The sequence below is a fragment of the Solibacillus sp. FSL K6-1554 genome (genome assembly GCF_038005185.1).
GTDB lineage: Bacteria > Bacillota > Bacilli > Bacillales_A > Planococcaceae > Solibacillus > Solibacillus silvestris.
Window position 1 is genome coordinate 926,860 of the sequence record NZ_JBBOSS010000001.1, and the last position, 20,976, is coordinate 947,835.

24 protein-coding genes are annotated in these 20,976 nt (G+C 39.3%); 19 read left to right on the forward strand and 5 right to left on the reverse strand.

Annotation, left to right across the window (positions count from 1 at the left end):
- Window positions 1-9 precede the first annotated feature (9 nt).
- The 5 genes from MHB58_RS04405 (at window position 10) to MHB58_RS04425 (ending at window position 4,774) form a co-directional block, all read left to right on the forward strand.
- Window positions 10-1,950, forward strand: coding sequence for a cytochrome c oxidase subunit I (locus MHB58_RS04405; protein WP_014824560.1), 1,941 nt, complete (start codon window positions 10-12; stop codon window positions 1,948-1,950).
- Window positions 1,950-2,576, forward strand: a complete 627-nt coding sequence (locus tag MHB58_RS04410; protein ID WP_008403440.1) for a cytochrome (ubi)quinol oxidase subunit III — start codon at window positions 1,950-1,952, stop codon at window positions 2,574-2,576. Before MHB58_RS04405 ends, MHB58_RS04410 begins: the two co-directional genes overlap by 1 nt.
- A 1-nt stretch (window position 2,577) precedes the next feature.
- On the forward strand, window positions 2,578-2,922 hold the full coding sequence (locus tag MHB58_RS04415; protein WP_008403439.1) for a cytochrome C oxidase subunit IV family protein: 345 nt from the start codon (window positions 2,578-2,580) through the stop codon (window positions 2,920-2,922).
- 392 nt (window positions 2,923-3,314) lie between these two features.
- The gene (gene ctaG, locus MHB58_RS04420; RefSeq protein ID WP_008403438.1) at window positions 3,315-4,226 is read left to right on the forward strand and encodes a cytochrome c oxidase assembly factor CtaG; all 912 of its coding nucleotides are present in this window, start codon (window positions 3,315-3,317) and stop codon (window positions 4,224-4,226) included.
- 86 nt (window positions 4,227-4,312) lie between these two features.
- Window positions 4,313-4,774 (forward strand): DUF420 domain-containing protein, encoded by a 462-nt coding sequence (locus MHB58_RS04425; protein WP_008403437.1) that lies wholly within the window; start codon window positions 4,313-4,315, stop codon window positions 4,772-4,774.
- 85 nt (window positions 4,775-4,859) lie between these two features.
- Here MHB58_RS04425 and MHB58_RS04430 read toward each other — a convergent pair whose 3' ends face one another.
- Entirely contained in the window at window positions 4,860-5,216 is a 357-nt protein-coding gene (locus MHB58_RS04430) for a YugN family protein (protein WP_008403436.1), read from the reverse strand.
- A gap of 149 nt (window positions 5,217-5,365) precedes the next feature.
- Between MHB58_RS04430 and MHB58_RS04435 the strand changes: the two genes are divergently transcribed.
- From MHB58_RS04435 to MHB58_RS04445, 3 genes are all read left to right on the forward strand, one after another.
- The gene (locus tag MHB58_RS04435) at window positions 5,366-6,415 is read left to right on the forward strand and encodes a CAP domain-containing protein (RefSeq protein ID WP_065216476.1); all 1,050 of its coding nucleotides are present in this window, start codon (window positions 5,366-5,368) and stop codon (window positions 6,413-6,415) included.
- Window positions 6,416-6,491: 76 nt separating this feature from the next.
- Complete coding sequence (locus MHB58_RS04440) at window positions 6,492-7,973, forward strand: UDP-N-acetylmuramoyl-L-alanyl-D-glutamate--2,6-diaminopimelate ligase (RefSeq protein ID WP_008403433.1); 1,482 nt, start codon at window positions 6,492-6,494, stop codon at window positions 7,971-7,973.
- 48 nt (window positions 7,974-8,021) lie between these two features.
- Complete coding sequence (locus MHB58_RS04445; protein WP_008403432.1) at window positions 8,022-8,468, forward strand: YlbF family regulator; 447 nt, start codon at window positions 8,022-8,024, stop codon at window positions 8,466-8,468.
- A gap of 229 nt (window positions 8,469-8,697) precedes the next feature.
- Here MHB58_RS04445 and MHB58_RS04450 read toward each other — a convergent pair whose 3' ends face one another.
- Window positions 8,698-9,606, reverse strand: coding sequence for a glycerophosphodiester phosphodiesterase family protein (locus tag MHB58_RS04450; RefSeq protein ID WP_014824557.1), 909 nt, complete (start codon window positions 9,604-9,606; stop codon window positions 8,698-8,700).
- 276 nt (window positions 9,607-9,882) lie between these two features.
- Here MHB58_RS04450 and MHB58_RS04455 point away from each other — a divergent pair, with 276 nt between their 5' ends.
- Complete coding sequence (locus tag MHB58_RS04455) at window positions 9,883-10,155, forward strand: YlbG family protein (RefSeq protein ID WP_008403430.1); 273 nt, start codon at window positions 9,883-9,885, stop codon at window positions 10,153-10,155.
- Between the two features lie 8 nt (window positions 10,156-10,163).
- Here the strand turns inward: MHB58_RS04455 and MHB58_RS04460 are convergent, their stop codons facing one another.
- On the reverse strand, window positions 10,164-10,553 hold the full coding sequence (locus tag MHB58_RS04460; protein WP_008403429.1) for a DUF7147 family protein: 390 nt from the start codon (window positions 10,551-10,553) through the stop codon (window positions 10,164-10,166).
- Between the two features lie 54 nt (window positions 10,554-10,607).
- On the opposite strand from MHB58_RS04460, the gene MHB58_RS04465 reads away from it, so the two are divergent.
- The 3 genes from MHB58_RS04465 to coaD are packed head-to-tail and all read left to right on the forward strand — an operon-like array spanning window position 10,608 to window position 13,111.
- A complete protein-coding gene (locus MHB58_RS04465) occupies window positions 10,608-12,017 on the forward strand; it encodes an RNA polymerase II (RefSeq protein WP_340734763.1) in 1,410 nt (469 codons plus the stop codon).
- A gap of 39 nt (window positions 12,018-12,056) precedes the next feature.
- Window positions 12,057-12,629 carry a 16S rRNA (guanine(966)-N(2))-methyltransferase RsmD gene (gene rsmD, locus MHB58_RS04470; protein ID WP_340735890.1) on the forward strand — a complete coding sequence of 191 codons (573 nt, stop codon included), beginning with the start codon at window positions 12,057-12,059 and terminating at the stop codon, window positions 12,627-12,629.
- Window positions 12,626-13,111, forward strand: a complete 486-nt coding sequence (gene coaD / locus MHB58_RS04475; RefSeq protein WP_340734764.1) for a pantetheine-phosphate adenylyltransferase — start codon at window positions 12,626-12,628, stop codon at window positions 13,109-13,111. The genes rsmD and coaD overlap by 4 nt, the downstream gene beginning before the upstream one ends.
- Window positions 13,112-13,197: 86 nt before the next feature.
- Here the strand turns inward: coaD and MHB58_RS04480 are convergent, their stop codons facing one another.
- Window positions 13,198-14,076, reverse strand: a complete 879-nt coding sequence (locus MHB58_RS04480; protein ID WP_051032371.1) for a hypothetical protein — start codon at window positions 14,074-14,076, stop codon at window positions 13,198-13,200.
- Window positions 14,077-14,289: 213 nt separating this feature from the next.
- Between MHB58_RS04480 and MHB58_RS04485 the strand changes: the two genes are divergently transcribed.
- Window positions 14,290-15,339, forward strand: a complete 1,050-nt coding sequence (locus MHB58_RS04485; protein ID WP_340734765.1) for a SepM family pheromone-processing serine protease — start codon at window positions 14,290-14,292, stop codon at window positions 15,337-15,339.
- Here MHB58_RS04485 and MHB58_RS04490 read toward each other — a convergent pair.
- Entirely contained in the window at window positions 15,336-16,544 is a 1,209-nt protein-coding gene (locus tag MHB58_RS04490) for a nucleotidyltransferase (protein WP_340734766.1), read from the reverse strand. The two genes, MHB58_RS04485 and MHB58_RS04490, sit on opposite strands and share 4 nt — an antisense overlap.
- A gap of 184 nt (window positions 16,545-16,728) precedes the next feature.
- On the opposite strand from MHB58_RS04490, the gene MHB58_RS04495 reads away from it, so the two are divergent.
- The 6 genes from MHB58_RS04495 (at window position 16,729) to MHB58_RS04520 (ending at window position 20,914) form a co-directional block, all read left to right on the forward strand.
- Window positions 16,729-17,262, forward strand: coding sequence for a YceD family protein (locus MHB58_RS04495; RefSeq protein ID WP_340734767.1), 534 nt, complete (start codon window positions 16,729-16,731; stop codon window positions 17,260-17,262).
- Window positions 17,263-17,285: 23 nt separating this feature from the next.
- Complete coding sequence (gene rpmF / locus MHB58_RS04500) at window positions 17,286-17,459, forward strand: 50S ribosomal protein L32 (protein WP_008403415.1); 174 nt, start codon at window positions 17,286-17,288, stop codon at window positions 17,457-17,459.
- Window positions 17,460-17,614: 155 nt separating this feature from the next.
- Entirely contained in the window at window positions 17,615-18,379 is a 765-nt protein-coding gene (locus tag MHB58_RS04505; RefSeq protein ID WP_340734768.1) for an enoyl-CoA hydratase/isomerase family protein, read from the forward strand.
- A gap of 245 nt (window positions 18,380-18,624) precedes the next feature.
- Window positions 18,625-19,011, forward strand: coding sequence for a transcriptional regulator (locus tag MHB58_RS04510; RefSeq protein ID WP_008403412.1), 387 nt, complete (start codon window positions 18,625-18,627; stop codon window positions 19,009-19,011).
- Between the two features lie 134 nt (window positions 19,012-19,145).
- Window positions 19,146-19,358 (forward strand): acetyl-CoA carboxylase biotin carboxyl carrier protein subunit, encoded by a 213-nt coding sequence (locus MHB58_RS04515; RefSeq protein ID WP_014824550.1) that lies wholly within the window; start codon window positions 19,146-19,148, stop codon window positions 19,356-19,358.
- A gap of 17 nt (window positions 19,359-19,375) precedes the next feature.
- A complete protein-coding gene (locus MHB58_RS04520) occupies window positions 19,376-20,914 on the forward strand; it encodes an acyl-CoA carboxylase subunit beta (RefSeq protein ID WP_340734769.1) in 1,539 nt (512 codons plus the stop codon).
- The last annotated feature ends 62 nt before the right edge of the window (window positions 20,915-20,976 follow it).

Sequence of the window (20,976 nt, forward strand, 5' to 3'; positions counted from 1 at the left end):
GTTAAAGGTGTGAGCTCTGTTACACAGAAAAAGGGCTTTGGAGCACATGTATGGGACTATTTAACAACGGTCGATCATAAAAAGATCGCGATCATGTATTTAGCAGCCGGTACTCTGTTCTTCGCAATTGCAGGATTTGAAGCGTTACTGATGCGTATTCAATTAATGTTCCCTGAAAGTACATTCATTTCTGCAGGCCTATTTAACGAACTATTAACGATGCACGGCACAACGATGCTATTCTTAGCAGCAACACCAATAATATTTGCCTTTATGAATGCGGTTGTACCACTTCAAATTGGTGCACGTGACGTTGCATTCCCATTTTTAAACTCATTAGGGTTTTGGTTATTCTTTATTGGAGCAGTATTCCTTCACCTTTCATTCTTTTTAGGTGGAGCACCTGATGCAGGTTGGACTTCTTATGCATCATTATCTTTATACTCACCAGGCCATGGTATTGACTTCTATATTCTTGGTCTGCAAATTTCGGGTGCAGGTACGTTAATTTCAGGTATTAACTTCATCGTAACAATCATTACGATGCGTGCACCGGGTATGACGTTCATGCGTATGCCTTTATTTACTTGGACGACTTTAGTATCAAGTTCATTAATTTTATTCGCATTCCCTCCACTTACAGGTGGATTGTTCTTAATGTTAGTTGACCGTATGTTTGGGGCAAACTTCTTTGATCATACAATGGGTGGTAATACAATTATTTGGGAGCACTTATTCTGGATTTTCGGTCACCCTGAAGTATACATTTTAGTACTGCCGGCATTTGGTTTATTCTCGGAAATTATTCCGGTTTTCGCTCGTAAACGATTATTCGGATACTCATCAATGGTATTCGCTACAATTTTAATCGGTTTCTTAGGGTTCATGGTATGGGCCCACCATATGTTTACAGTTGGTTTAGGTGCTACTGCGAACGCAATTTTCGCTGTTGCTACAATGGCGATCGCTGTTCCAACAGGGATGAAAGTCTTTAACTGGATTCTGACAATTTGGGGCGGTTCGATTAAAGTAACAGTGCCGATGCTTTATGCACTTGGATTTATCCCGTCATTCGTTGCGGGTGGGGTTACAGGAGTAATGCAGGCAACTGCACCACTTGATTATCAGCTGCACGATTCTTACTTTATCGTTGCTCACTTCCACTATGTAATCGTTGGTGGTATCGTAACAGGGTTATTCGGGTCAGCCCATTTCTACTGGCCAATTATGTTTAACCGTGCATTAAATCCTAAACTGGGAATGATAACTTTCTGGATGTTCTTCATCGGGTTCCACTTAACGTTCTTCATCCAGCATTTCTTAGGATTAATGGGTATGCCACGTCGTGTATTCACTTATATGGGTGGTCAAGGTTGGGATTTATTCAACTTTATCTCGTCAATCGGTGCTATTATGATGGGAATCGGGGTAGTATTGTTAGTAATCGATGCAATATTATCGATTAAATCAGAACCCGTTAACCGTCGTGATTACTGGGGCGATGGTCGTTCACTTGAGTGGGCGATTGAAACACCGCTGCCATTCTATAACTTTAAACAAACACCACTTATTCGTGGTTATGATCCGTATTGGATTGAAAAAGAAGAAGGCAACAAAGAAGGTATGGTCTATGCTGAGCCATTAGGTGAAATTCATATGCCAAACAATTCAATTCTGCCATTCATTATGTCAATTGGAATGATGATTGCCGCATTTGGTGCTCTATACAGCCCGTGGGGGGATCAAGTTCAGGCTGGTACAGCTACAGGAACAACACCTGCCATTTCTTTAGCATTAATTATTGGCGGTCTAGGATTAACAATTGCATGTATGATCACTCGTTCGTTCAAAGACGATTTAGGATTCCATGTAACAGTTGATGAAATTGAAAAAGTGGAAGCGGATTTAGCTCACTACCGTGCAACAGGTAATAAAGGGGGTATCAAGTAATGGATCTTAATCAAAAATTTACTCCACAAACTTGGCCGAAACACCCTGAACAAGCTACTATGGAAGGGAAAAACAAGTTAGTTGGACTTTGGATTTTCCTGGCATCGGATACAGTATTATTCGCGAGTGTATTTGCTACATATATCGCGCTTAAAGATAGCGGTCCGGCAGGGATGGAATTCGCGGCAAAGGATCTTTATGAATTACCGTTGGCGTTTGTGATGACAATGTTATTATTAACATCTTCATTAACTTCTGTATATGCGATGTACCATATGAGAAACTTTAACTATTCCGGTGTTCGTACTTGGATGGGCATTACAGTGTTATTGGGCTTAGGCTTCCTTGCGCTGGAAATCTATGAATTCCAGCACTACGTACACATCGGGTTTGGTTATACACAATCGGCGTTCTCTTCTGCGTTCTTTACGCTCGTAGGGATGCACGGTTTGCACGTTATTATCGGTTTAGTTTGGATTACGGGATTAATCATCCGCAATAGTAGCCGTGGATTGAACTTATACAATGCACCGAAGTTCTTTGCAGCTTCACTGTACTGGCACTTCATTGACGTTGTATGGGTATTCATTTTCACGGTAGTCTATCTGATGGGAGTGGTTGGATAAAATGGGACACGAAACTCATGTAGAAGTACGTACTCAGGCACAATTCGAATATGACAGAGAACATGCCAAAGCGCATATGCGTAAACAAGTAGTAAACTTTGCGATCATGATTTTCCTGACTTTTATCGCATTTGCCGCTGTACTGGCTGATTTTGCTCCAACATTTATCATTCCGATTATTTTATTATTGGCTGGAGTACAAGTAGTACTGCAACTTTATGCTTTTATGCACTTGGAAGATCGCACAACTCATATGGTTGGTGTTATTGAGTTCTTCATCTGGAGTGCAGCCTTCATCGCGTTTACGTTCTTCCTGGCGTTTACGACAATTATTTGGTGGGGTTAATCGCATAACAATGACGTCCTTAGCAAATGCTGGGGACGTTTTTTGTTTTTAAGGATGTTAGCAAATGCAATATTATATAGGTACATAGAAAATTTATTATATTAGGGTTTACCCGCAGAAAGCGTCCGCACGCAACGGAAATCAACGGACTATATTTAAAAGCTGAAATTGACTTTAGTCTATTTCTATTTAAAGTACAATCTAACCTGTATATAAAATACATGTTTGATTCAAGCAATTGTCATAGTTCTTTCATTGATGTTGGAGAAATTGCCATCTATAATAAGGTGAAACTACAATTAATGGGGTTTTCTTTATCACTACTGATTGTTAGTTAAATCAAACGGGCTTTTACGGGATAAAACTACTGATGTTTAAAGGAGCATGGTCATATGCCAATAAGTATATTCGGTTTTCAAGCATTATGGAGCCCATATTTATTCGGGTTTTTATTACTCGTAATGGCATTCTATTTTTTATTGACTGTTACGTGGCGAGAAAAGTTTAAAGTTAGCGAGCCGTTAAAGAAAAGTGAAGCAGCATATTTTGTACTAGGTATCATTTCTTTTTATATAATTAAAGGATCTCCAATAGATTTGCTGGGTCATATTATGTTTACAATGCATATGACGCAAATGGCATTTTTATTATTATTAGTGCCGATATTCTTTATTAAAGGAATTCCATGGTGGGTTTGGCAAGTAGTTGTGGAAGCACCGGTTATGCGAACAATTTTTAAAATTTTCACAAAACCGCTCGTTTCTATTATCGTCTTTATTGGCTTATTTTCGGTCTACCATTTGCCATCTGTATTTGACACGATAAAATTAAACGAAATTTACCACCTGGCATATACAGCAGTTCTGTTTATTTCTGCTATTTTTATGTACTGGCCATTATTGAATAATGTTGAAGGTCAGCATGAAATGAAGAATATGACTAAATTGGCCTATATTGCCTCGAATGCAGTATTAATAACGCCTGCCTGTGCGCTCATCATATTTGCTTCAAGCCCAATGTACGGTACATACAGTGATAGTGATATGTGGCTGAAGGCAATGGAATTATGTGTTCCTTCCTCTACATTGTCGGGACTTACATTGTCAGGACCAGAATTGTTCTCAAGCATGGATTTATTGAGCGATCAGCAAGTTGGCGGCGTATTGATGAAAATCATCCAGGAAATTATATTTGGTGTTATTTTATTTAAAATTTTCCGTAAGTGGTGGAATACAGAGCGCTCGAATCAGCAGGAAATTACGGATAATGCTTTAAAAGAGTTCCAAAATAGAACACAGTACTAATAAGATGTTAAACTGTGTAAAAATGGAGCAATCAACATAGTAATGTTGTTCATATTGATAGATTAAGTAAGAATGGAGATTTGAAAATGAATTTACCTATATTACCCACAATAAGCACGACGTTTATTGTCCTTAGTGCAGTGCTCGTAGCAATTGGCTGGGTATTGATCGCAAAGAAAAATGTGGAAGCACATAGAAAAGTAATGCTGGCAGCAGGTGTATCGGCACTGGCATTCTTTATCATTTATGTATCACGTACTGTGTTCATTGGCAATACAGCCTTTGGTGGACCGGATGAGCTGAAAATATATTACACAGTCTTTTTAGTTTTCCATATTACATTAGCGACAGTTGGAGCAGTATTCGGTCTGACAAGTATAATTTCAGGTCTTAAATCCAATCTGAAATTACACCGCAAAATTGGTGCGATTACGAGTATTATTTGGTTCTTTGTAGCCATTACTGGGGTTATTGTTTATTCACTGCTTTACGTTATTTATGAGGGCGGCGAAACGACGTCTGTCTTTAAAGCAATTTTAGGTTTTTAAATTTGGGGGCTTCCTATACATTAGTATAGGGAGCTTTTTTGGCAAATAAAAAAAGCTGGTTGGAAGTTGCCAGCTTTTAAAGGGATTAAATACCGTATGCTGATAGCTCTCTGCGAACATCTGCCAGTACTTTTTCACATTCTTTTACGAGATGTCCCGGGAATACCTCATCTGTGTATTCAACACCGTGTGGATAATAGTATTTTCCAATTGCAGGTTTGTTGATATTTAAAGTTGCATTATGTGCTCCTACATCTCCTGATACTGCATTACAAAAAACACGTAAATAAAAACGACCTTCACGTACATCATAGCAGCGGTCAAATGTCATCCGGTCATAATCCCATGCACCGTGGCACTCTAAACCGAATTTGCCCATTACTGTCGTTAAAACTTCTTGATCAACTTTAACATGTTCGAGTTGTGTGTTTTCAAAATACATTTCTATATCCTCCCTTTGCCTATCGTACATAAGTTTACGGTCAATTCTAATAATAGAACAAAATGGTAATTGATGCAATGACAACATTGTGTCATAGAGTCCAAAATTGGTATAATTATACTAACTGAAAATAATGTTGGAGGATTTTAATGAAAGTTTTATTTCGCATATTAATTATTGCTACTTGTATCGGGATTATTATTTATTATTCAAATGGAGTGTCCTCTCAAACAGAATTATTGGAAGGTCCGCCGAGCATTACGAAACCGGTAGTGGAACTTGAACCTTCTATGCCGTCTGAACAGTTTCTTCCGCGGCCAGCTACCGGTATTTCTACATTAATAGGAAAAACATCGAAGGAAATATTGGAAACATACAGTACCCCAAAACGAATCGATCCATCAGAATATGGATATGAATGGTGGATTTACGATACAGACAATGGACTATTAATGGTCAGTATGAAGGGGAATCGGGTAAATCAGATTTATACAAATAATAGCGAAATCGATATTGCACCGTTTGTAGTCGGGGAGCCACTGGACGATATATATCGTACGACAGTACTGGGGCAGGAGATAACGGTCGAAATCGGTGATAATATTTATATATTTGCAATGAATGAACAAGATTTACATGAACGTATTTTAGTAAAATATGATAATTTATATGCACAATTATACATAGATCATGAAACGAATCAATTACACAGTGTCCGTTTTCTGGATGGGGAAACACTCGTATTACATAAGCCATATGAAATGCAATTTATAGGGGAGCTCTATGAAGCAAGCACGCCATCCAGCTATATGCAAATTGACATCAACTTGGCGAATCGGAGACAATTGACGGATTTGGCAAATTCCTTGCGCGTAGAGTATGGGTTACCGAAATTATTGCCTACAGACACGCTCGCTTCCTTGGCGGATTATAATAGTGAACATATGTTTTTGGAAATGATGGATTCTCAAATCACAAATGATGAATATGCGATTGGAGACCAGTTGAATGAAGTACAGCAAAGTTATGAGCGGCATGGTGTCAATGTTGCAACAAATTATAAAGATGCCATTGAGGTAATTCATGGCTGGATGAACTCCAAAGAGCATCGGACATTGCTGATGGATGAGGAATTTACGCATATCGGTTCAGGAGCTTTTATGAATTACTATACTCAGCTGTATGTGAAACAAAAATGAAATAAATTAAAAATTAAACGCTGCGAAATGTAGCGTTTTTTTTTTGTCTTCATAAAGTAGGGTAAGGAGTGAAACCGTGCAAATTGGAGAATTAATTAAAGACTGGCCGTGCACTATGAAGGGCTCCATTAGAGTGGAAATAAAAAGAGTGGAAGACGATGCGAATCTTATTTTACCTGGAGATGCTTTTATCGCCAGGAAGGGAAATAATTCGAGTGGTATTTCGTATATTGATAGCGCTTTGGAAAAGGGCGCAGCAGCAATTGTAGTAGATGATGAAAATTACTTTAATGAAGCGGATTTACCTGTACCGATTATTTGGGTACCGAACTGTTTAAGTTTTATTGCTTATGCAAGTGCAAAAATTTATAATTTCCCTGCCGAAGCATTAACCGTAATCGCAGTAACGGGAACAAACGGCAAAACAACTGTTACACATTTTATAGGACAAATTTTAAACCAGTTGGATAAGCGCGCTATGGTGATCGGGACAAATGGTGTTTTTATCGACCGGGAAAAATGTTATCCGGAAATGGAAGCACTAACAACATTACAGGCGAAAAATATTCAATTTTTATTTAAAGAAGCAATCCGTCTTGATGTACCTTACGTTGTTCTGGAAGCTTCGTCCATTGGTCTGGAAAAGCACCGTCTGGATCATTGTGATATTGATATCGGTATTTTCTTGAATGTGACAGAAGATCATATTGAAGACCATGGTAGTTTTGAACGCTACAAACTATCCAAACAGATTTTATCGACTTTGGCGAAAAAAAATATTATAAACAGTGATGACAGTGTTTGTCGTTCAATCGGTTTAGCGACAAAAGGCAAGCGTATTTTTTTCGGCAAAGGGAGCCATGTCGACTACTTTTTCCAAACGCTAGTTGACGGACCAGCATCAACGACTTGCTGTATTCAGCATAAGAAAGAGAAGCATATAGTGAACATCCCGTTAGTGGGAGACTATCAATGCAGCAATGTGCTTGCAGCGATCAGCTGTATTGCACAACTTGATTTTCCGTTAAGTGACATCTGCAATACAATCGGAAATTTAGTATTGCCTGAAGGTCGTTTTGAGCATGTGGAAAATCAGTTAGGCTTATCGATCGTCGTCGATTATGCACATACACCGGATGCGATGAAAATGATTTTACAGACATTGAAAAAACATACAAAGCGCCGATTAATTGTCATGTTTAGTTGCGGCGGTAACCGAGACAAGGCAAAACGTCCAAAAATGGGAATGATTGCATCAATTTATGCGGATTATATTATTTTAACGACCGATAATGCCCGTAACGAAAATCCGCAGCAGATCAATAAACAGATCCGCGAAGGCTTTTCTTCTACACAGGAGTATATTGAGTGCCTCAACCGAAAAGAAGCCATTGAGCATGCACTTAATTATGCGGAAAAAGGCGATACAATCGTACTGTTAGGTAAAGGTCATGAAAAAACACAGCAAATTGGAGATAAACAAAAATACTTTTCCGATTTAGTATTTGTTCGGGAAATGATAAGACAATTGGAAAAACGTAGGTTGAACAATCATTGATTTTCCCTTCAATTCTGTTATGATAAAGTGAGATTGGAGGAATAAACAATGCTCATGACTTCTGATTGGGTTTTTATTTTAGATGAGGTCGATGAATTAAATGCGATGATCCTTTCCTCTGAGCAAGCCGAAAACCTTCGTCTTGCGAAAAAGGCAGTCTACGAGGATGCGGAATTAAGCGCACAAATTATGGCCTTTCAACGATTAAAAGACCAATATGAGGATGTACAACGCTTTGGCAAATATCATCCTGATTACAATATAATTATGAAAAAAATTCGAACAGAAAAGCGTCTGATCGATATGAATGAACAAATCGCAGCACTGAAGGTCGCGGAAAATGATTTTCAGGATCTTCTCGATGAAATCAGCCTGCTCATTGGCCATTCCGTTTCGGAAGCTGTAAAAGTTCCGGTAAGCAATCCATTTTTCGCCAGCAGTTCTTCTTGTGGCAGTGGATGCGGTACAGGTGGCGGTTGTTCGTGTTCAGCTTAATGAAATAAAAAGAGCTCCCGAAAATTTCGGGAGCTTTTGTTATGGTTGCCGTCTAAGCTAAAGCGCCAACTCCTCGCACGAGGCCCCTCCGTGCAAAAGTGGTGGAACGTTTACTTTTGCGTAGGCTCTTCCAATGGCTTGGGCTCACACGATGTGAGTCATTGGGGGCATGCAACAAGGATGTGGGTGTTTTGCCCACTCGGAGTTAAACGGGCGCTTTAGTCCTTGGTTATTGCGATACTTTTTGGATGAGCACTTCTGCGATATCCGGACGGTTTGTCACGATACCCATTGCTCCTTGTCGGATGACACGGTTCATTGTTACAAGATCATCAATGTCGCTGTAGATCGTCGGCACATTAAGTTCCGATAAAAACTTAACAAAGCGCGGTGAATCATAATTGAAAACACCCTGTTTTAATGGCACGATGAACAAGTCGACTTTTGGATGATACAAATGACCGAATTGACTTGTAAATGAAGTCATTGCTTTTTTGATGTCGCCTTCACCGGCACCAAGAGCGATGCGGTTTTGTGCATACAGATTGAAGCGGTCGATTTGTTCGCTATAAGGACTTGTCACAATCACTTGATATTGAATATTCAATTCTTCGATTAACCGCCATAGTTTAGAAGGCATTAAACTACCTTCATATGTGTCTGGACTATCTTGGATGTTTACGATAAATAGTTTATCTGGATATGTTTCAATTAATTGGCGTAATGTCACGGCCAGTACATGCTGTTCTCTGTATGGGAAAGCACCTTCTAAATCTTCAAAGTTATAGCCGATATTGAGTTCTTTTAATTGTTCGAATGTAAAATCTTTAATAAAGCCAGAGCCATTAGTTGTGCGGTCTACCGTTGCATCATGAAAAGCGATAATTTCTTCATCTTTTGAAAGGCGGACACTTACTGTAAAGCCATCCACACCGATTTCCGCTGCTCGTTCAAAAGCAAGTAACGAATGTTCAGGTGCCAGACCCGCGCCTCCATGTTGTGCGATAATAATTGGACGTTCAAATTGTAATGCTTCTTTTGATTCACGTTTTTGCGGCTTTGAAATCGCTTTTGTTCCTGCCCATGCCGCGGCACTAGCCGCCGCGATTGCTAAAGCTACTTTTGTCTTCTTACCCATTAAATTCGTCCTCCTCTAACCGTACATTGTTTCGTTGAAAGCTATGTGCAATAAATGAGTGTAAAAAGCTTGAAATAGTATGAAGTGTATATCTCACTCTACTATTTTCCATTATAACGGAAAAGAAGTGGAACTGTCTAAACTCTGTTGCTAACAATTTGCACATTTGGTATGCTTTTAGTGAAAAAGACGGCTTGAAACTGAGGTAATTTAAAGGAATTTGTTGCATGATTTGGCTGAATATAAATATTTTTATGAAGAAACGGGGAGTTTTCCATGAATGAAAGACAAGGTTTAATTATATACGTTCATCAATTAAAACATGCGAAGTCGTTAAGGAAGTATGGTCACGTAAATTTCATCTCCAGGAGATTAAAATATGTTGTAATTTATTGTAATCGGGACGAGATCGAAACATTGAAAAATAAAATACAACGCCTTCCATTTGTGAAAGACGTTGTGGAATCATACCGTCCATTTGTTAAAAATGAATTTGAAAATGCAAAGCCGGATAAGGCTAAAGAATACGACTATAAAATAGGTTTATAATTTTTCTTTTATTGCATAGGTGGTATGTATCGGTTTAATCTCAAAATACCAATTAAGTATTGATAATATTGATTTTTTTCCGAAAAAACAGATGAGTGTTTAATTTCAAGGATGTTTTCTTGCTGCTTAACATCTTGAATCGTTTGTTTAAATATCTCAATTCGCTTTGACAGTTTTTCCTCGTTATATGGAATCCCTTCGCGGCAAATATATATTGGCATAAATTTGCTTTCACCTGATGGTTTAAACGCCACGGCTAGTGAAGCGACTGAATTGCCATCATGAGTTGCAGTGAAAATAAATGCGTTATGGAATCGATGCTCATTTGTTTTGACCAGTTCGCAAAGCTCATATATATCGCCATAGCCTTGACCGAGTTCGATAAATTGTTGAATCATTTTTTTAGCACATCCTTTCTTTATAATAGTAACATGATGCAGGAGGTCAGGCACTTGAAAATTGCCGTTAGTATTTTTTCATTTTTAACGATACTAATCGGAACTATACTTTTTATGCAGTTCCAAGTTTATTCGGAGGAAGTGGATTCAGCTGAAAAAGGCTATCGTTATTCTCAGGAAATTGAAATTGCGTACCGAGACGAAAGCTTGGATATTCGTCAGCATTTTAAAAATTTACCGAATGAAGAATTGACGATTGAATGGCCGAAAGCTTCCATCAATCCTGATTGTTTTATAGAAAATGAACATAGCTGTGCTCGACTAAGTGAAGACTCCACGAAGTTTAAAGCTGGAGAAACGAGGGCACAATCGATTTCCTATGTCATTCCATTAAAGGACGGCTTACAGTCTCGTCAGCTTATGAAAAATGTATTTGCTACATTAAAAAACGGTGATGTTCAGTTTTCTACGGTTCATATTTCCACAGAAAAAGATGTGAAAGGACAGTGGGTAACGGGTTTGCCATTAATCGGTGAGCAAAATTTATCACTTGTCAACTATTCCATGTTCAGTGGGGAAGGCCCAGTGAAAGATCTGTTTTGGCAAGATGGAGACTTTGCGCTGCAAAATGAAATGGGTGCTGTCTCTATTTATTCAAGAACCCCATTGAAAGCTGCATTTTATGAAAAGCTTGAAAAAGTTAATTTTTTAAGCAATGAACATCTTGCCATCGTTAATGGAACAAATACAGATGGTGTCGATGGGTTCCGTATGATTTTTGTACCAAATGTGACAGTGGCAAAGGTGCAACAAAATGTCCTGCTTACACAACTGGAAGCAACCTATGATTTTGGTAACAGTCCACATTGGCTGAAAGAATTACTGGCATCCTTTTTAACGGGTACTGTATTTGGCGACGAGAAAACAAAAGAAGTCGCTGCAACAATTACTGGCCAACTAACGGATGGGCAACTGAAGGAGTGGCAAGAACGTTTAAGGGCACTGGAAGGTAAAACAATCAGCGGAGAATTGCTCGACAAGGAGTTGTCTGAAGTATTGGATGCTTCTACGAAATATATTTCGATGAATGCACAATCAGAAAAGTCCTATCCGTTTCTATATAATGACCCGCGTCAACTATATATCAATTCGGAAAAGCAGCCTGCCGTTCAAGTCGTCTTAAAAGATGGTGAAGTATTGTACGGGGCAGATATACTGCTGGAATCGATCGGTTATGATGTAAGTATAGGAAAACATGGGTATTATGTAGTAAGTGAAACACGTGAATTCAGATTTCCGAATGAACCGGGTTTTTATGTATTTAATCAGCGACGCTATGACACGGTATCTTTACCGGTTAAACAAGTAGCTGGCCAATATTTCATAGAGGAATCATGGTTGCAGCGTTTGTTTATAGTTGAAATTGAAAAAACGGAGGACCGAATTAATATTTCGGCTCCTTAAAAATGTTAGATGATTTAGTAGGAAAGTTTGGTGGAAATCATGCGCGTTGTCGCAGGAGACAGAAAAGGGATGCCATTAAAGGCAATTGCGGGAAATACAACACGACCGACAACAGATAAAGTCAAGGAATCCATTTTTAATATGATCGGCCCATTCTTTAATGGCGGTTTGGCGGTTGATTTATTTGCAGGGAGCGGCGGTCTTGGTATCGAAACACTAAGTCGCGGGGCAGATCATGCGCTGTTTATCGAGAAAGATGCCCGTGCTTTCCAAGTGCTTCAGGAAAATATAAAAAAATGCCGTTATGAGGATGTATCTGAACTTTTCCGTACAGATGCGATGCGTGCGGTGAAAGCCTTATTAAAAAGAGATATTGTCATTGACTATTTATTTTTGGATCCGCCATATCACAAAAAAGAATATTATGACTTAGTCGAAACACTTGTTGAAGGCGGAAAGTTGGCCCAAGATGCCATCATTATGTGTGAACATTCTACAGAAGTTACATTGCCGGAAAACTACGGCCGCTTTCACCTAATAAGACAAGAAGAATACGGCAGTACGATCATTTCTATTTATCGTCATGTAGAGGAAGAGGGAGAAATCGTTTGACAGAAAAAATCGCAGTAGTACCTGGAAGTTTTGATCCGATTACGAATGGTCATATTGACATCATTCGTCGGGCAGCCGATGTTTTTGACACAGTATATGTCGCAGTATTAAATAACTCATCAAAAAAACCACTATTTTCAATTGAAGAGCGTACAGCCTTAATCAAAGAAGTAACAAAAGATTTGCCGAATATTCGAATCGAAACTTCTTCGGGACTGCTGATCGATTATGCCCGTGAAAAGAAGGCGAAAGCCATTGTACGTGGCTTACGTGCCGTTTCCGACTTTGAATATGAAATGCAGATTACTTCGATGAACCGAGTGCTTGATGAAAATATCGAGACATTCTTCATCATGTCAAAAAATCAGTATTCATTTTTAAGTTCAAGCATCGTCAAAGAAGTAGCCAAATACGGAGGAAATGTAAGTGAACTCGTACCAGCCATCGTCGAACAGGCACTAAAAGAAAAATTCACTAAATAAAAAAGAGCTTCTGTGTAAGGAAAAATCCTTACACAGAAGCTCTTTTTTCATAAAGGAAATCGCCGGAAGATAATAAAACCCCTCTCTTATAAAAACAGCAGGAAAAATAATATTGGGATGACGATACTGTACACAATACGTATGAAAATATACGGACGAATTGCAATATTAGCAGAGCGGGCGATTACGATTACTTGCAGATGAATACTTAAACTTTGAGTCGTCAAGAATACAACTGTGAAAAAAATAAGCATGTCGCCATAGAGCTGCTGGTGAAGCAAATGTAATCCGTTCGTCACTTCAAGAAAGCTGGCAATTCCAATTTCTAAATAGGTAGGAATTGAATCGAAAACAACTTCGACACTATGTAGAAACACTTGGTAAATCGTCGTAAAAAAAATGATTGTTGTTGCAACAATTAATATTGTCGGAGCACTTTCCTTAATACTTGACGTAAAAGGTGTCGGATCTTTTGGTGCTTTATGCACTTCTTTTGAAAGCGGAGGGCAAATTAAATATACGGCAACCAATAAAATGAATGAAAAGCTATGTAGTAATATTAAATATTGCCAGCTGAATGTTGTAGAATTTAATAAGTCGCTTCCGACAAAGCCGAATAAAAAAAGCGGACTTGGACAATGGCAAATACCGAGCAAATAGGCAGCCTGCTGCTTTGTGATTGAATTACGTTTCACGAGTTGCGTAATTGTGGCAGCACCTGTAGGGTACCCTCCGACGGCACTAATTCCGTAAGTTTGCAAAAAAACGATAAATGGCGCACTGTTGTAAGAATGCGTCAATTTTAAAAGCCATGTTGTTAACACTAAATACGGCAGTAAATAGGGGAATAAAGCTTCCATAAAAAGCGATACACCAATGTCTGCGCCTACATGTGTCATTTCCGGAAAGAATAATAATAAACTAATTAATGTGATGCATAAAAGGATTGTCCAAATATTCTTCATCCTTTTCAATATTTTGTCATTCGCTCGTTCAAATGCTACACTAATTGTATGCAATTGAAGATTAAATTAGTATTTCAACTAGCCGGAACATAATTTTAAAGGAACGAATTTTGACATTAAATCGTCTTTGTTATTTGATCACGGCTTACAAAAATTGGTCCTGATACAATTGCGCCAATGCGAAATTGATTAATTATAGAGGAGTTTAAATACATGGGGAATAAAGGAAAAATAGCATTCGGCCTGTTTTTAGTTATATTAATGGGTTTGTCTTTTTATAGGTTGGATTATTATATTACAAAACCGGGTGGTACATATAATGTAAGCGATTTTCTGGCGATTCAGAATGGGGATCCGGACGATGAAGGTTCTTTTTATATGACGACCGTTGCAATGGGGCAGGCAACCCCGTTAACTTATGCGATGGCAGCTGTCGCGGATTATTATGATATTGTAAAATTAACAGATGTGCGACAAGAAGAAGAGGATGACGAAGAATATAATGTTCGTCAATTGAAATATATGACGGACTCCCAGTTTAATGCAACGTATGTAGCGTTCAATCGAGCGGGGCTTGATTATCAGGTGACCTACAAAGGACTTTATGTATTGAATGTTCTTGCAGAAGGTGCTGCTGACGGGCATCTAAAGCCGGGAGATGAGATTGTGGAAGTGGATAATGAGCGTATTGATAGTTTGGAAACGTTCGTTACCATCATTACACCGAAAGTAAAGGGAGATAAAATTAATCTAGTTGTAAAACGGGATGGAAAGCTCATTGATGAAACGCTGGAGATTAAAGAAATACCAGGCTCTGAAGGGCGTTTTGGCATAGGTATCACCTATTCCGAAAGTAAATCAATCAAAACCGATCCAAAAGTGACTGTGAAAACAGAAGATATTGGCGGACCGTCTGCCGGGTTAATGTTTACATTAGAGCTGTTAAATCAGCTAATCGATGAAGATCTGACAAAAGGCTATGAAATTGCAGGTACCGGTGAAATGCTGGAGGATGGAACGGTAGGCCGAATTGGCGGTATTGAGAAAAAGGTTGTTTCTGCTGATAAAGAAGGTGTCGATATTTTCTTTGCCCCTGATGATGAAATAACAAAAGAAATGCTTGAGTATAACCCAAGCATTACTTCAAATTATGAGGTGGCAGCTCAAACAGCAAAAGCCATTAATTCGGACATAAAAGTTGTTCCTGTCAAAACAATTGATAATGCCTTAAATTATTTAGATCAACTACAACCGAAAAATTAATAGCGAATAGGCGGAGTTTTATAATCTTCGTCTATTTTTTTATTTGAAAATTGCTGGATGCCTAATTGGTACATTTGGGTTGCATGCAGATCGATGGCCAATATTGGATCACTGACAGCTGCAACCCGGCTGATGAGCGGCAATGAAAGGGACTTTTTAATACGTGAAATATATTGCTGCCCTGCTGATGTCATGCCCAATATCCGAATATATGTAGGGCTGGAATAAGCATGCAGCTGTTCTTTCGTGACTCCGGTATAAATATGTGTCAACATTCGCTGGAGTCTTGTCCATGTATAACGTTTCGATTTCATCGCATTCATAAATTCCACAAAGTTCGAACTTGATCTTGCATATTTAATAAGCGAGTTTTCAAGCCCTTCTGATACGTCTGCATACTGTTTCAACTGCTGTGGAGTATGTCTTAAAATAGCATACTGTAAAAGTGGCCAAAAGCTTTCCCAGCTTGCAAAACGCCCATGTTCTGCCTGCCAGTGACCAAGCTGCTCAATACTTGCTTCGGGTAAATACTGTGTTACCTGTTCAAGCGACTGGCCGCTAAACAATGCCTGACGAATCCCGGTAGCACTGGCAATTTCACTGTCTGTGTCAATTGCATCATGATATCCCGCGGCAATTCGCTGAATGGTAGCAGGTCTCATAACTGTCTGAAGCTGCTCCATTGCTTCAACATAATGGAAGCCTAATATATTATTTGGTTGCCCTAAATCAATGTATGCATTCGGGAAAAGTTGTTTAAGCTGTTCATATGCCGCAAAAAGAGCTTGCGGGTAGCTTTTGCCTTGCTGAATTGTTTCTTTAATGATGGCGTTATAGAGCGTCCGATTGCTTTCGATTAAGTGAAAAGTGTTTAGAAACGGCGTGATGCTTCCTTGTTCGCTCCCGAATGCCAATGTCGTGCACTGCATTGCTTCCAATAGTTGGACAGCACCAGAAGCAAAACCAGTTGCCTGAGCGGTACTGAAAATATAAGGAAGTTCGATTACAATGTCAACTTCGCTTGCGAGTGCCATCTTTGTCCGATGCCATTTGTCGACGAGTGCGGGCTCTCCTCGCTGTAAAAATTGACCGCTCATAACAGCAACCGCAACATCACTGTTCGTTGTGCGTTTTGCTTCATTTACGTGATGCAGATGGCCATTGTGAAACGGATTATATTCAACAACTATACCGACGGCTTGCATAAACTTCCCCCTTACGCTAAAATAGTTTTTTGTTCGCATCAATACGTTCGAAATGAATGTAACTATGCAATATGTTAGAATTAATTTGATTATAAGCACGTTTTGTAATAGTGACAAGAAATTATCTTGACATCTTTTTTTATGGGCTATATAATAAACAGTGTTGTCTCGAGGTGATTAACGAATGAAATGGTCAATTCATCAATTATCAAAGTTTCGAAAAGACGGAATGCCAATTGATACAGTTGTTCAGTTGGATGAAGTAAAAAATCGTAACACCGATATACGTAACGTTTCACCCGTTCATGTAAAAGGGCTTTGTACTTTTGGTGCATCGCAAATGACTTGTCAATTAACGATTAGCACTACATTGACGCTTCCATGTGCACGCACGTGGGAAGATGTTGAATATCCTGTGAACATTGAAACGGTAGAAGTTTTCAGCTGGACCGATGAAAGAAATCGCGGGGATGTTGAGAGCGAATTCCATTATGTTGATGGTGACGTTGTTGATATGAAACCAGTCCTGGAGGAATTAATTCTTCTGGAAGTACCGATGCAAGTATTCAAAGAGAATACCGAAGGACAAGTGCAAGGCGGTAAAGGCTGGGACTATTCAACGGATGAAGATGTAGAAAATGCTAAGGAAGTTGACGAACCAAAATTGGATCCAAGACTGGCTGCTTTAGCTAAGTATTTTGATCAAACAGATGAATAAATATCTGTAAGGAGGTGCCATCAATGGCTGTACCATTTAGAAGAACTTCTAAAACTGCAAAAAGAAAGCGTCGTACGCATTTCAAACTATCTGTACCTGGTATGGTAGCTTGCCCAAACTGTGGAGAAGCTAAACTATCTCACCGTGTTTGCAAAGCTTGCGGACAATACAAAGGTAAAGAAGTAGTAGCGAAATAATTCAGTATTTGCGCTATATAAAGACTAGTTAAGAGACCATGGCTCTTAACTAGTCTTTTTTCTGTTTTTGCATAGAAACATTGTCAAAACAATAGTGGTCAACTATTATTAGAATAGTTTGATATATTGAAATAATTACTAAAGGGGATGGGCAAATGGATTACTTAATTCAGAATGAAGACGGGATTCTAACATTTACAATTAATCGCGAGGAAAAACGAAATGCCATAAACTATGCGGTGATGGATGGATTAAAGGAAGTTATTTCATACATAAAAGAACATAATGATGTGCGCTTTTTAGTTATTACAGGCGCTGGAGAAAAATCATTTTGCTCGGGCGGGGACTTGTCGGAATTTCATAGTTTGGAAACAGAAGAAGAAGCGTTTGGCATGCTGAGTAAAATGGGGCATATTCTATATGATTTAGCGACATTGCCAGTACCGACAATTGCCTTAATAAATGGAGCGGCTGTAGGAGGAGGTTGTGAAATAGCGACGGCTTGCGATTTCCGCCTCATTTCTTCTCATGCAAAAGCCGGCTTTATCCAAGGAACGCTGGCAATTACATCCGGGTGGGGTGGCGGTACTTATTTATTTGAGCGCGGCCTGCGCCATGATCGTGCATTAAAAATGCTGATTAATGCTAAGCCTTATGACGCGCAAACATTATATGAAATTGGTTGGGCAATGCGTGTGTATATTGAAGGGACGAAAGAGCAGGCTCTCGCAGATTTTATAGAGCACATGGCGAAAATCCACCCTTCTGTCCATCAGGCATATAAAGAAATTGAATTACGAAAGTGGCGTGAGCGCAATATGTATGAGCGTGTAATGGAAGAAATAAAACTATGCGCAAAACTGTGGGAATCCGAAGCGCACCACACTGCAGTACAGAACTTCCTCGAGAAGAAAAAGTAATTTGTTAACAGACTGCTTAAAGAATAATTTATAGGAAGTACGTTGATTGGAATGGAGAGGAGGGCAGCAGATTCATGCCTCAGTAGCACCGGCAACTGAGCAAAAGGAACAAAAGCCTCAACCCGCAATAGAAATCAGCTTCCCCTAGTTACGATGAAAACTATTTTTATCGTAACTTTTTTTGTTTTTAAGTCTATTTTGTTCATCATGGCATATAGTAGTAAAAAATATGAGGTGGTGCAACTGTGGAGCAAAAAAGAAGGAAAGATCAATGGACAATTGCAGACGATGAAAAGTTAGCTGAAATTGTGATTCAAACAGTTCAAAACGGACGTACACAACTAGAAGCTTTTGAACAGGCAGCACAGGAGTTAAACCGGACGAAGCAAGCTTGCGGCTTCCGATGGAATAAAACATTGCGAGCACAGTATGGACAGGTTTTGAACAGTGTCAGAAAGCGTCCAAAACAATTAATGCGCAGTCACTTAAAGTTGGCGTTATCTAGTTTTGAAGAATTGACTGAAGCCTATAATGAACTAGAAATGAAGTATTCGGAATTACAATCAGAGTACGACAAAATTTCGAAGTGGCTACAACAAGGGGTAGCCTTAACGAAGGGAAAACCGAGTTGAAGAAAAACTAGTTATAAATAGAAATAAAATAATTTTTCGAGAAAATAATTGTAATTAATTTTAAGGCTACTTACAATAGAAGTAGAAACAAAGCGCGAGTAGCGCAAATATCTTCTAACAAGGGGGCCTTTCGCATGGCAGAAGTAAAAGCACAAATGGCAGGGACAGTATTTGAGGTAAGTGTTAAAGAAGGGGATAGTGTGATAAAAGGGCAGACACTCATCATTTTAGAATCGATGAAAATGGAAATCCCGCATGAGGCAGAAACGGATGGGACAGTAGCAAAAATTACTGTTGCTGAAGGAGATTTTGTTGAAGAGAATGATATTTTAGTAGAATTAGCTTAAGTGATGGAGGGACGATAATGACACAGCCTACTTATAAAGAACACTTACAGCAAAAAATAGAAAAAATATACGCAGGCGGGCAACCAAAATATCACGAAAAGTTAAAAGAAACGAATAAACTTTTTGTCCGGGATCGCTTGAAGCAATTGTTTGATGATGGGGTTTATGAGGAAGACGCCCGTTTTGCAAATTATGAGGCCGGAGATTTGCCTGCAGATGGTGTTGTAACAGCTATCGGGCAAGTTGACGGGCAAACCGTTTGTGTTATGGCTAATGACTCTACAATCAAAGCTGGATCATGGGGTTCGCGCACAGTTGAAAAGATAATCCGTATTCAAGAGACTGCGGAAAAAATGCAAGTACCAATGCTTTACTTAGTCGATTCTGCAGGGGCACGCATTACAGATCAGCTGGAAATGTTCCCTGGGCGACGCGGGGCAGGCCGTATTTTCCATAATCAAGTACGTATGAGTGGGATGATTCCTCAAATATGTATACTATTCGGTCCATCTGCTGCAGGGGGGGCCTATATTCCGGCCTTCTGTGACATTGTAATTATGGTGGACGGAAATGCTTCAATGTACTTAGGATCACCGAGAATGGCTGAAAAAGTAATCGGTGAAAAGGTTACGCTCGAAGAAATGGGCGGAGCACGCATGCACTGTACCGTTAGCGGATGTGGGGACGTATTGGCTGAAAACGAAGAACAGGCAATCCTTGAAGCGAGACGCTATATTAGTTATTTCCCTGCAAATTTTGCGGAATTCCCGCCAATTGATGAAACAAAGGCACCGAAAAGCGGGAGAACGCTGGAAGAGATTATTCCGGAAAATCAGAATGCACCATTTGATATGTATGAATGTATCGAACAGCTGATTGATGAAGGCAGCTTCTTTGAAATTAAAAAGTTATTTGCTTCTGAACTGATTACAGGACTTGCCCGCATTGATGGGCAAGTTGTAGGGATTATTGCCAATCAGCCGAAAGTAAAAGGCGGCGTACTGTTTATCGATTCTGCCGACAAAGCGGCGAAGTTTATTACGCTTTGTGATGCGTTCTCCATCCCGCTATTATTTTTAGCGGATGTACCGGGCTTTATGATCGGTACAAAAGTGGAAAAGGCGGGCATTATCCGACATGGGGCAAAATTTATATCGGCGATGAGCTCGGCAACGGTACCGAAAATTTCGGTTATCGTTCGTAAAGCGTATGGAGCTGGCCTTTATGCGATGTGCGGCCCGGCATTCGAACCGGATGCAGTCATTGCATTGCCGACTGCCCAAATTGCGGTAATGGGTCCGGAAGCAGCTGTAAATGCTGTTTATTCAAATAAGATCGAGGCGATTGAAGATCCGAAAGAGCGGATTCAATTTGTGAAACAAAAAATCGAGGAATACAAAGAAGAAATCGACTTATATAAACTGGCTTCCGAAATGGTGATTGATGATATTGTCATGCCAAATCAACTGCGACATACATTAATTCAACGTTTTAATTACTATAATTCGAAACAAATTGCTTTACCATATCGAAAACATCCGGTATATCCAGTATAATAAATTTAGCTAAAGGTCTGTCTTGAAGGCAGACCTTTTTAATTCGAAATAAATTTGAGGTA

What these genes read in the sequence shown, in the direction of transcription:
- MHB58_RS04480 (WP_051032371.1), bottom strand. Translation starts at nt 14,076, where the DNA reads ATGAAGAATATTTGGACAATCCTTTTATGCATCACATTAATTAGTTTA.
- MHB58_RS04410 (WP_008403440.1), top strand. Translation starts at nt 1,950, where the DNA reads ATGGATCTTAATCAAAAATTTACTCCACAAACTTGGCCGAAACACCCT.
- MHB58_RS04455 (WP_008403430.1), top strand. Translation starts at nt 9,883, where the DNA reads ATGAATGAAAGACAAGGTTTAATTATATACGTTCATCAATTAAAACAT.
- MHB58_RS04445 (WP_008403432.1), top strand. Translation starts at nt 8,022, where the DNA reads ATGCTCATGACTTCTGATTGGGTTTTTATTTTAGATGAGGTCGATGAA.
- MHB58_RS04520 (WP_340734769.1), top strand. Translation starts at nt 19,376, where the DNA reads ATGACACAGCCTACTTATAAAGAACACTTACAGCAAAAAATAGAAAAA.
- MHB58_RS04415 (WP_008403439.1), top strand. Translation starts at nt 2,578, where the DNA reads ATGGGACACGAAACTCATGTAGAAGTACGTACTCAGGCACAATTCGAA.
- MHB58_RS04515 (WP_014824550.1), top strand. Translation starts at nt 19,146, where the DNA reads ATGGCAGAAGTAAAAGCACAAATGGCAGGGACAGTATTTGAGGTAAGT.
- MHB58_RS04460 (WP_008403429.1), bottom strand. Translation starts at nt 10,553, where the DNA reads ATGATTCAACAATTTATCGAACTCGGTCAAGGCTATGGCGATATATAT.
- MHB58_RS04430 (WP_008403436.1), bottom strand. Translation starts at nt 5,216, where the DNA reads ATGTATTTTGAAAACACACAACTCGAACATGTTAAAGTTGATCAAGAA.
- MHB58_RS04435 (WP_065216476.1), top strand. Translation starts at nt 5,366, where the DNA reads ATGAAAGTTTTATTTCGCATATTAATTATTGCTACTTGTATCGGGATT.
- MHB58_RS04505 (WP_340734768.1), top strand. Translation starts at nt 17,615, where the DNA reads ATGGATTACTTAATTCAGAATGAAGACGGGATTCTAACATTTACAATT.
- rpmF (WP_008403415.1), top strand. Translation starts at nt 17,286, where the DNA reads ATGGCTGTACCATTTAGAAGAACTTCTAAAACTGCAAAAAGAAAGCGT.
- rsmD (WP_340735890.1), top strand. Translation starts at nt 12,057, where the DNA reads ATGCGCGTTGTCGCAGGAGACAGAAAAGGGATGCCATTAAAGGCAATT.
- MHB58_RS04495 (WP_340734767.1), top strand. Translation starts at nt 16,729, where the DNA reads ATGAAATGGTCAATTCATCAATTATCAAAGTTTCGAAAAGACGGAATG.
- ctaG (WP_008403438.1), top strand. Translation starts at nt 3,315, where the DNA reads ATGCCAATAAGTATATTCGGTTTTCAAGCATTATGGAGCCCATATTTA.
- MHB58_RS04485 (WP_340734765.1), top strand. Translation starts at nt 14,290, where the DNA reads ATGGGGAATAAAGGAAAAATAGCATTCGGCCTGTTTTTAGTTATATTA.
- MHB58_RS04425 (WP_008403437.1), top strand. Translation starts at nt 4,313, where the DNA reads ATGAATTTACCTATATTACCCACAATAAGCACGACGTTTATTGTCCTT.
- MHB58_RS04450 (WP_014824557.1), bottom strand. Translation starts at nt 9,606, where the DNA reads ATGGGTAAGAAGACAAAAGTAGCTTTAGCAATCGCGGCGGCTAGTGCC.
- MHB58_RS04490 (WP_340734766.1), bottom strand. Translation starts at nt 16,544, where the DNA reads ATGCAAGCCGTCGGTATAGTTGTTGAATATAATCCGTTTCACAATGGC.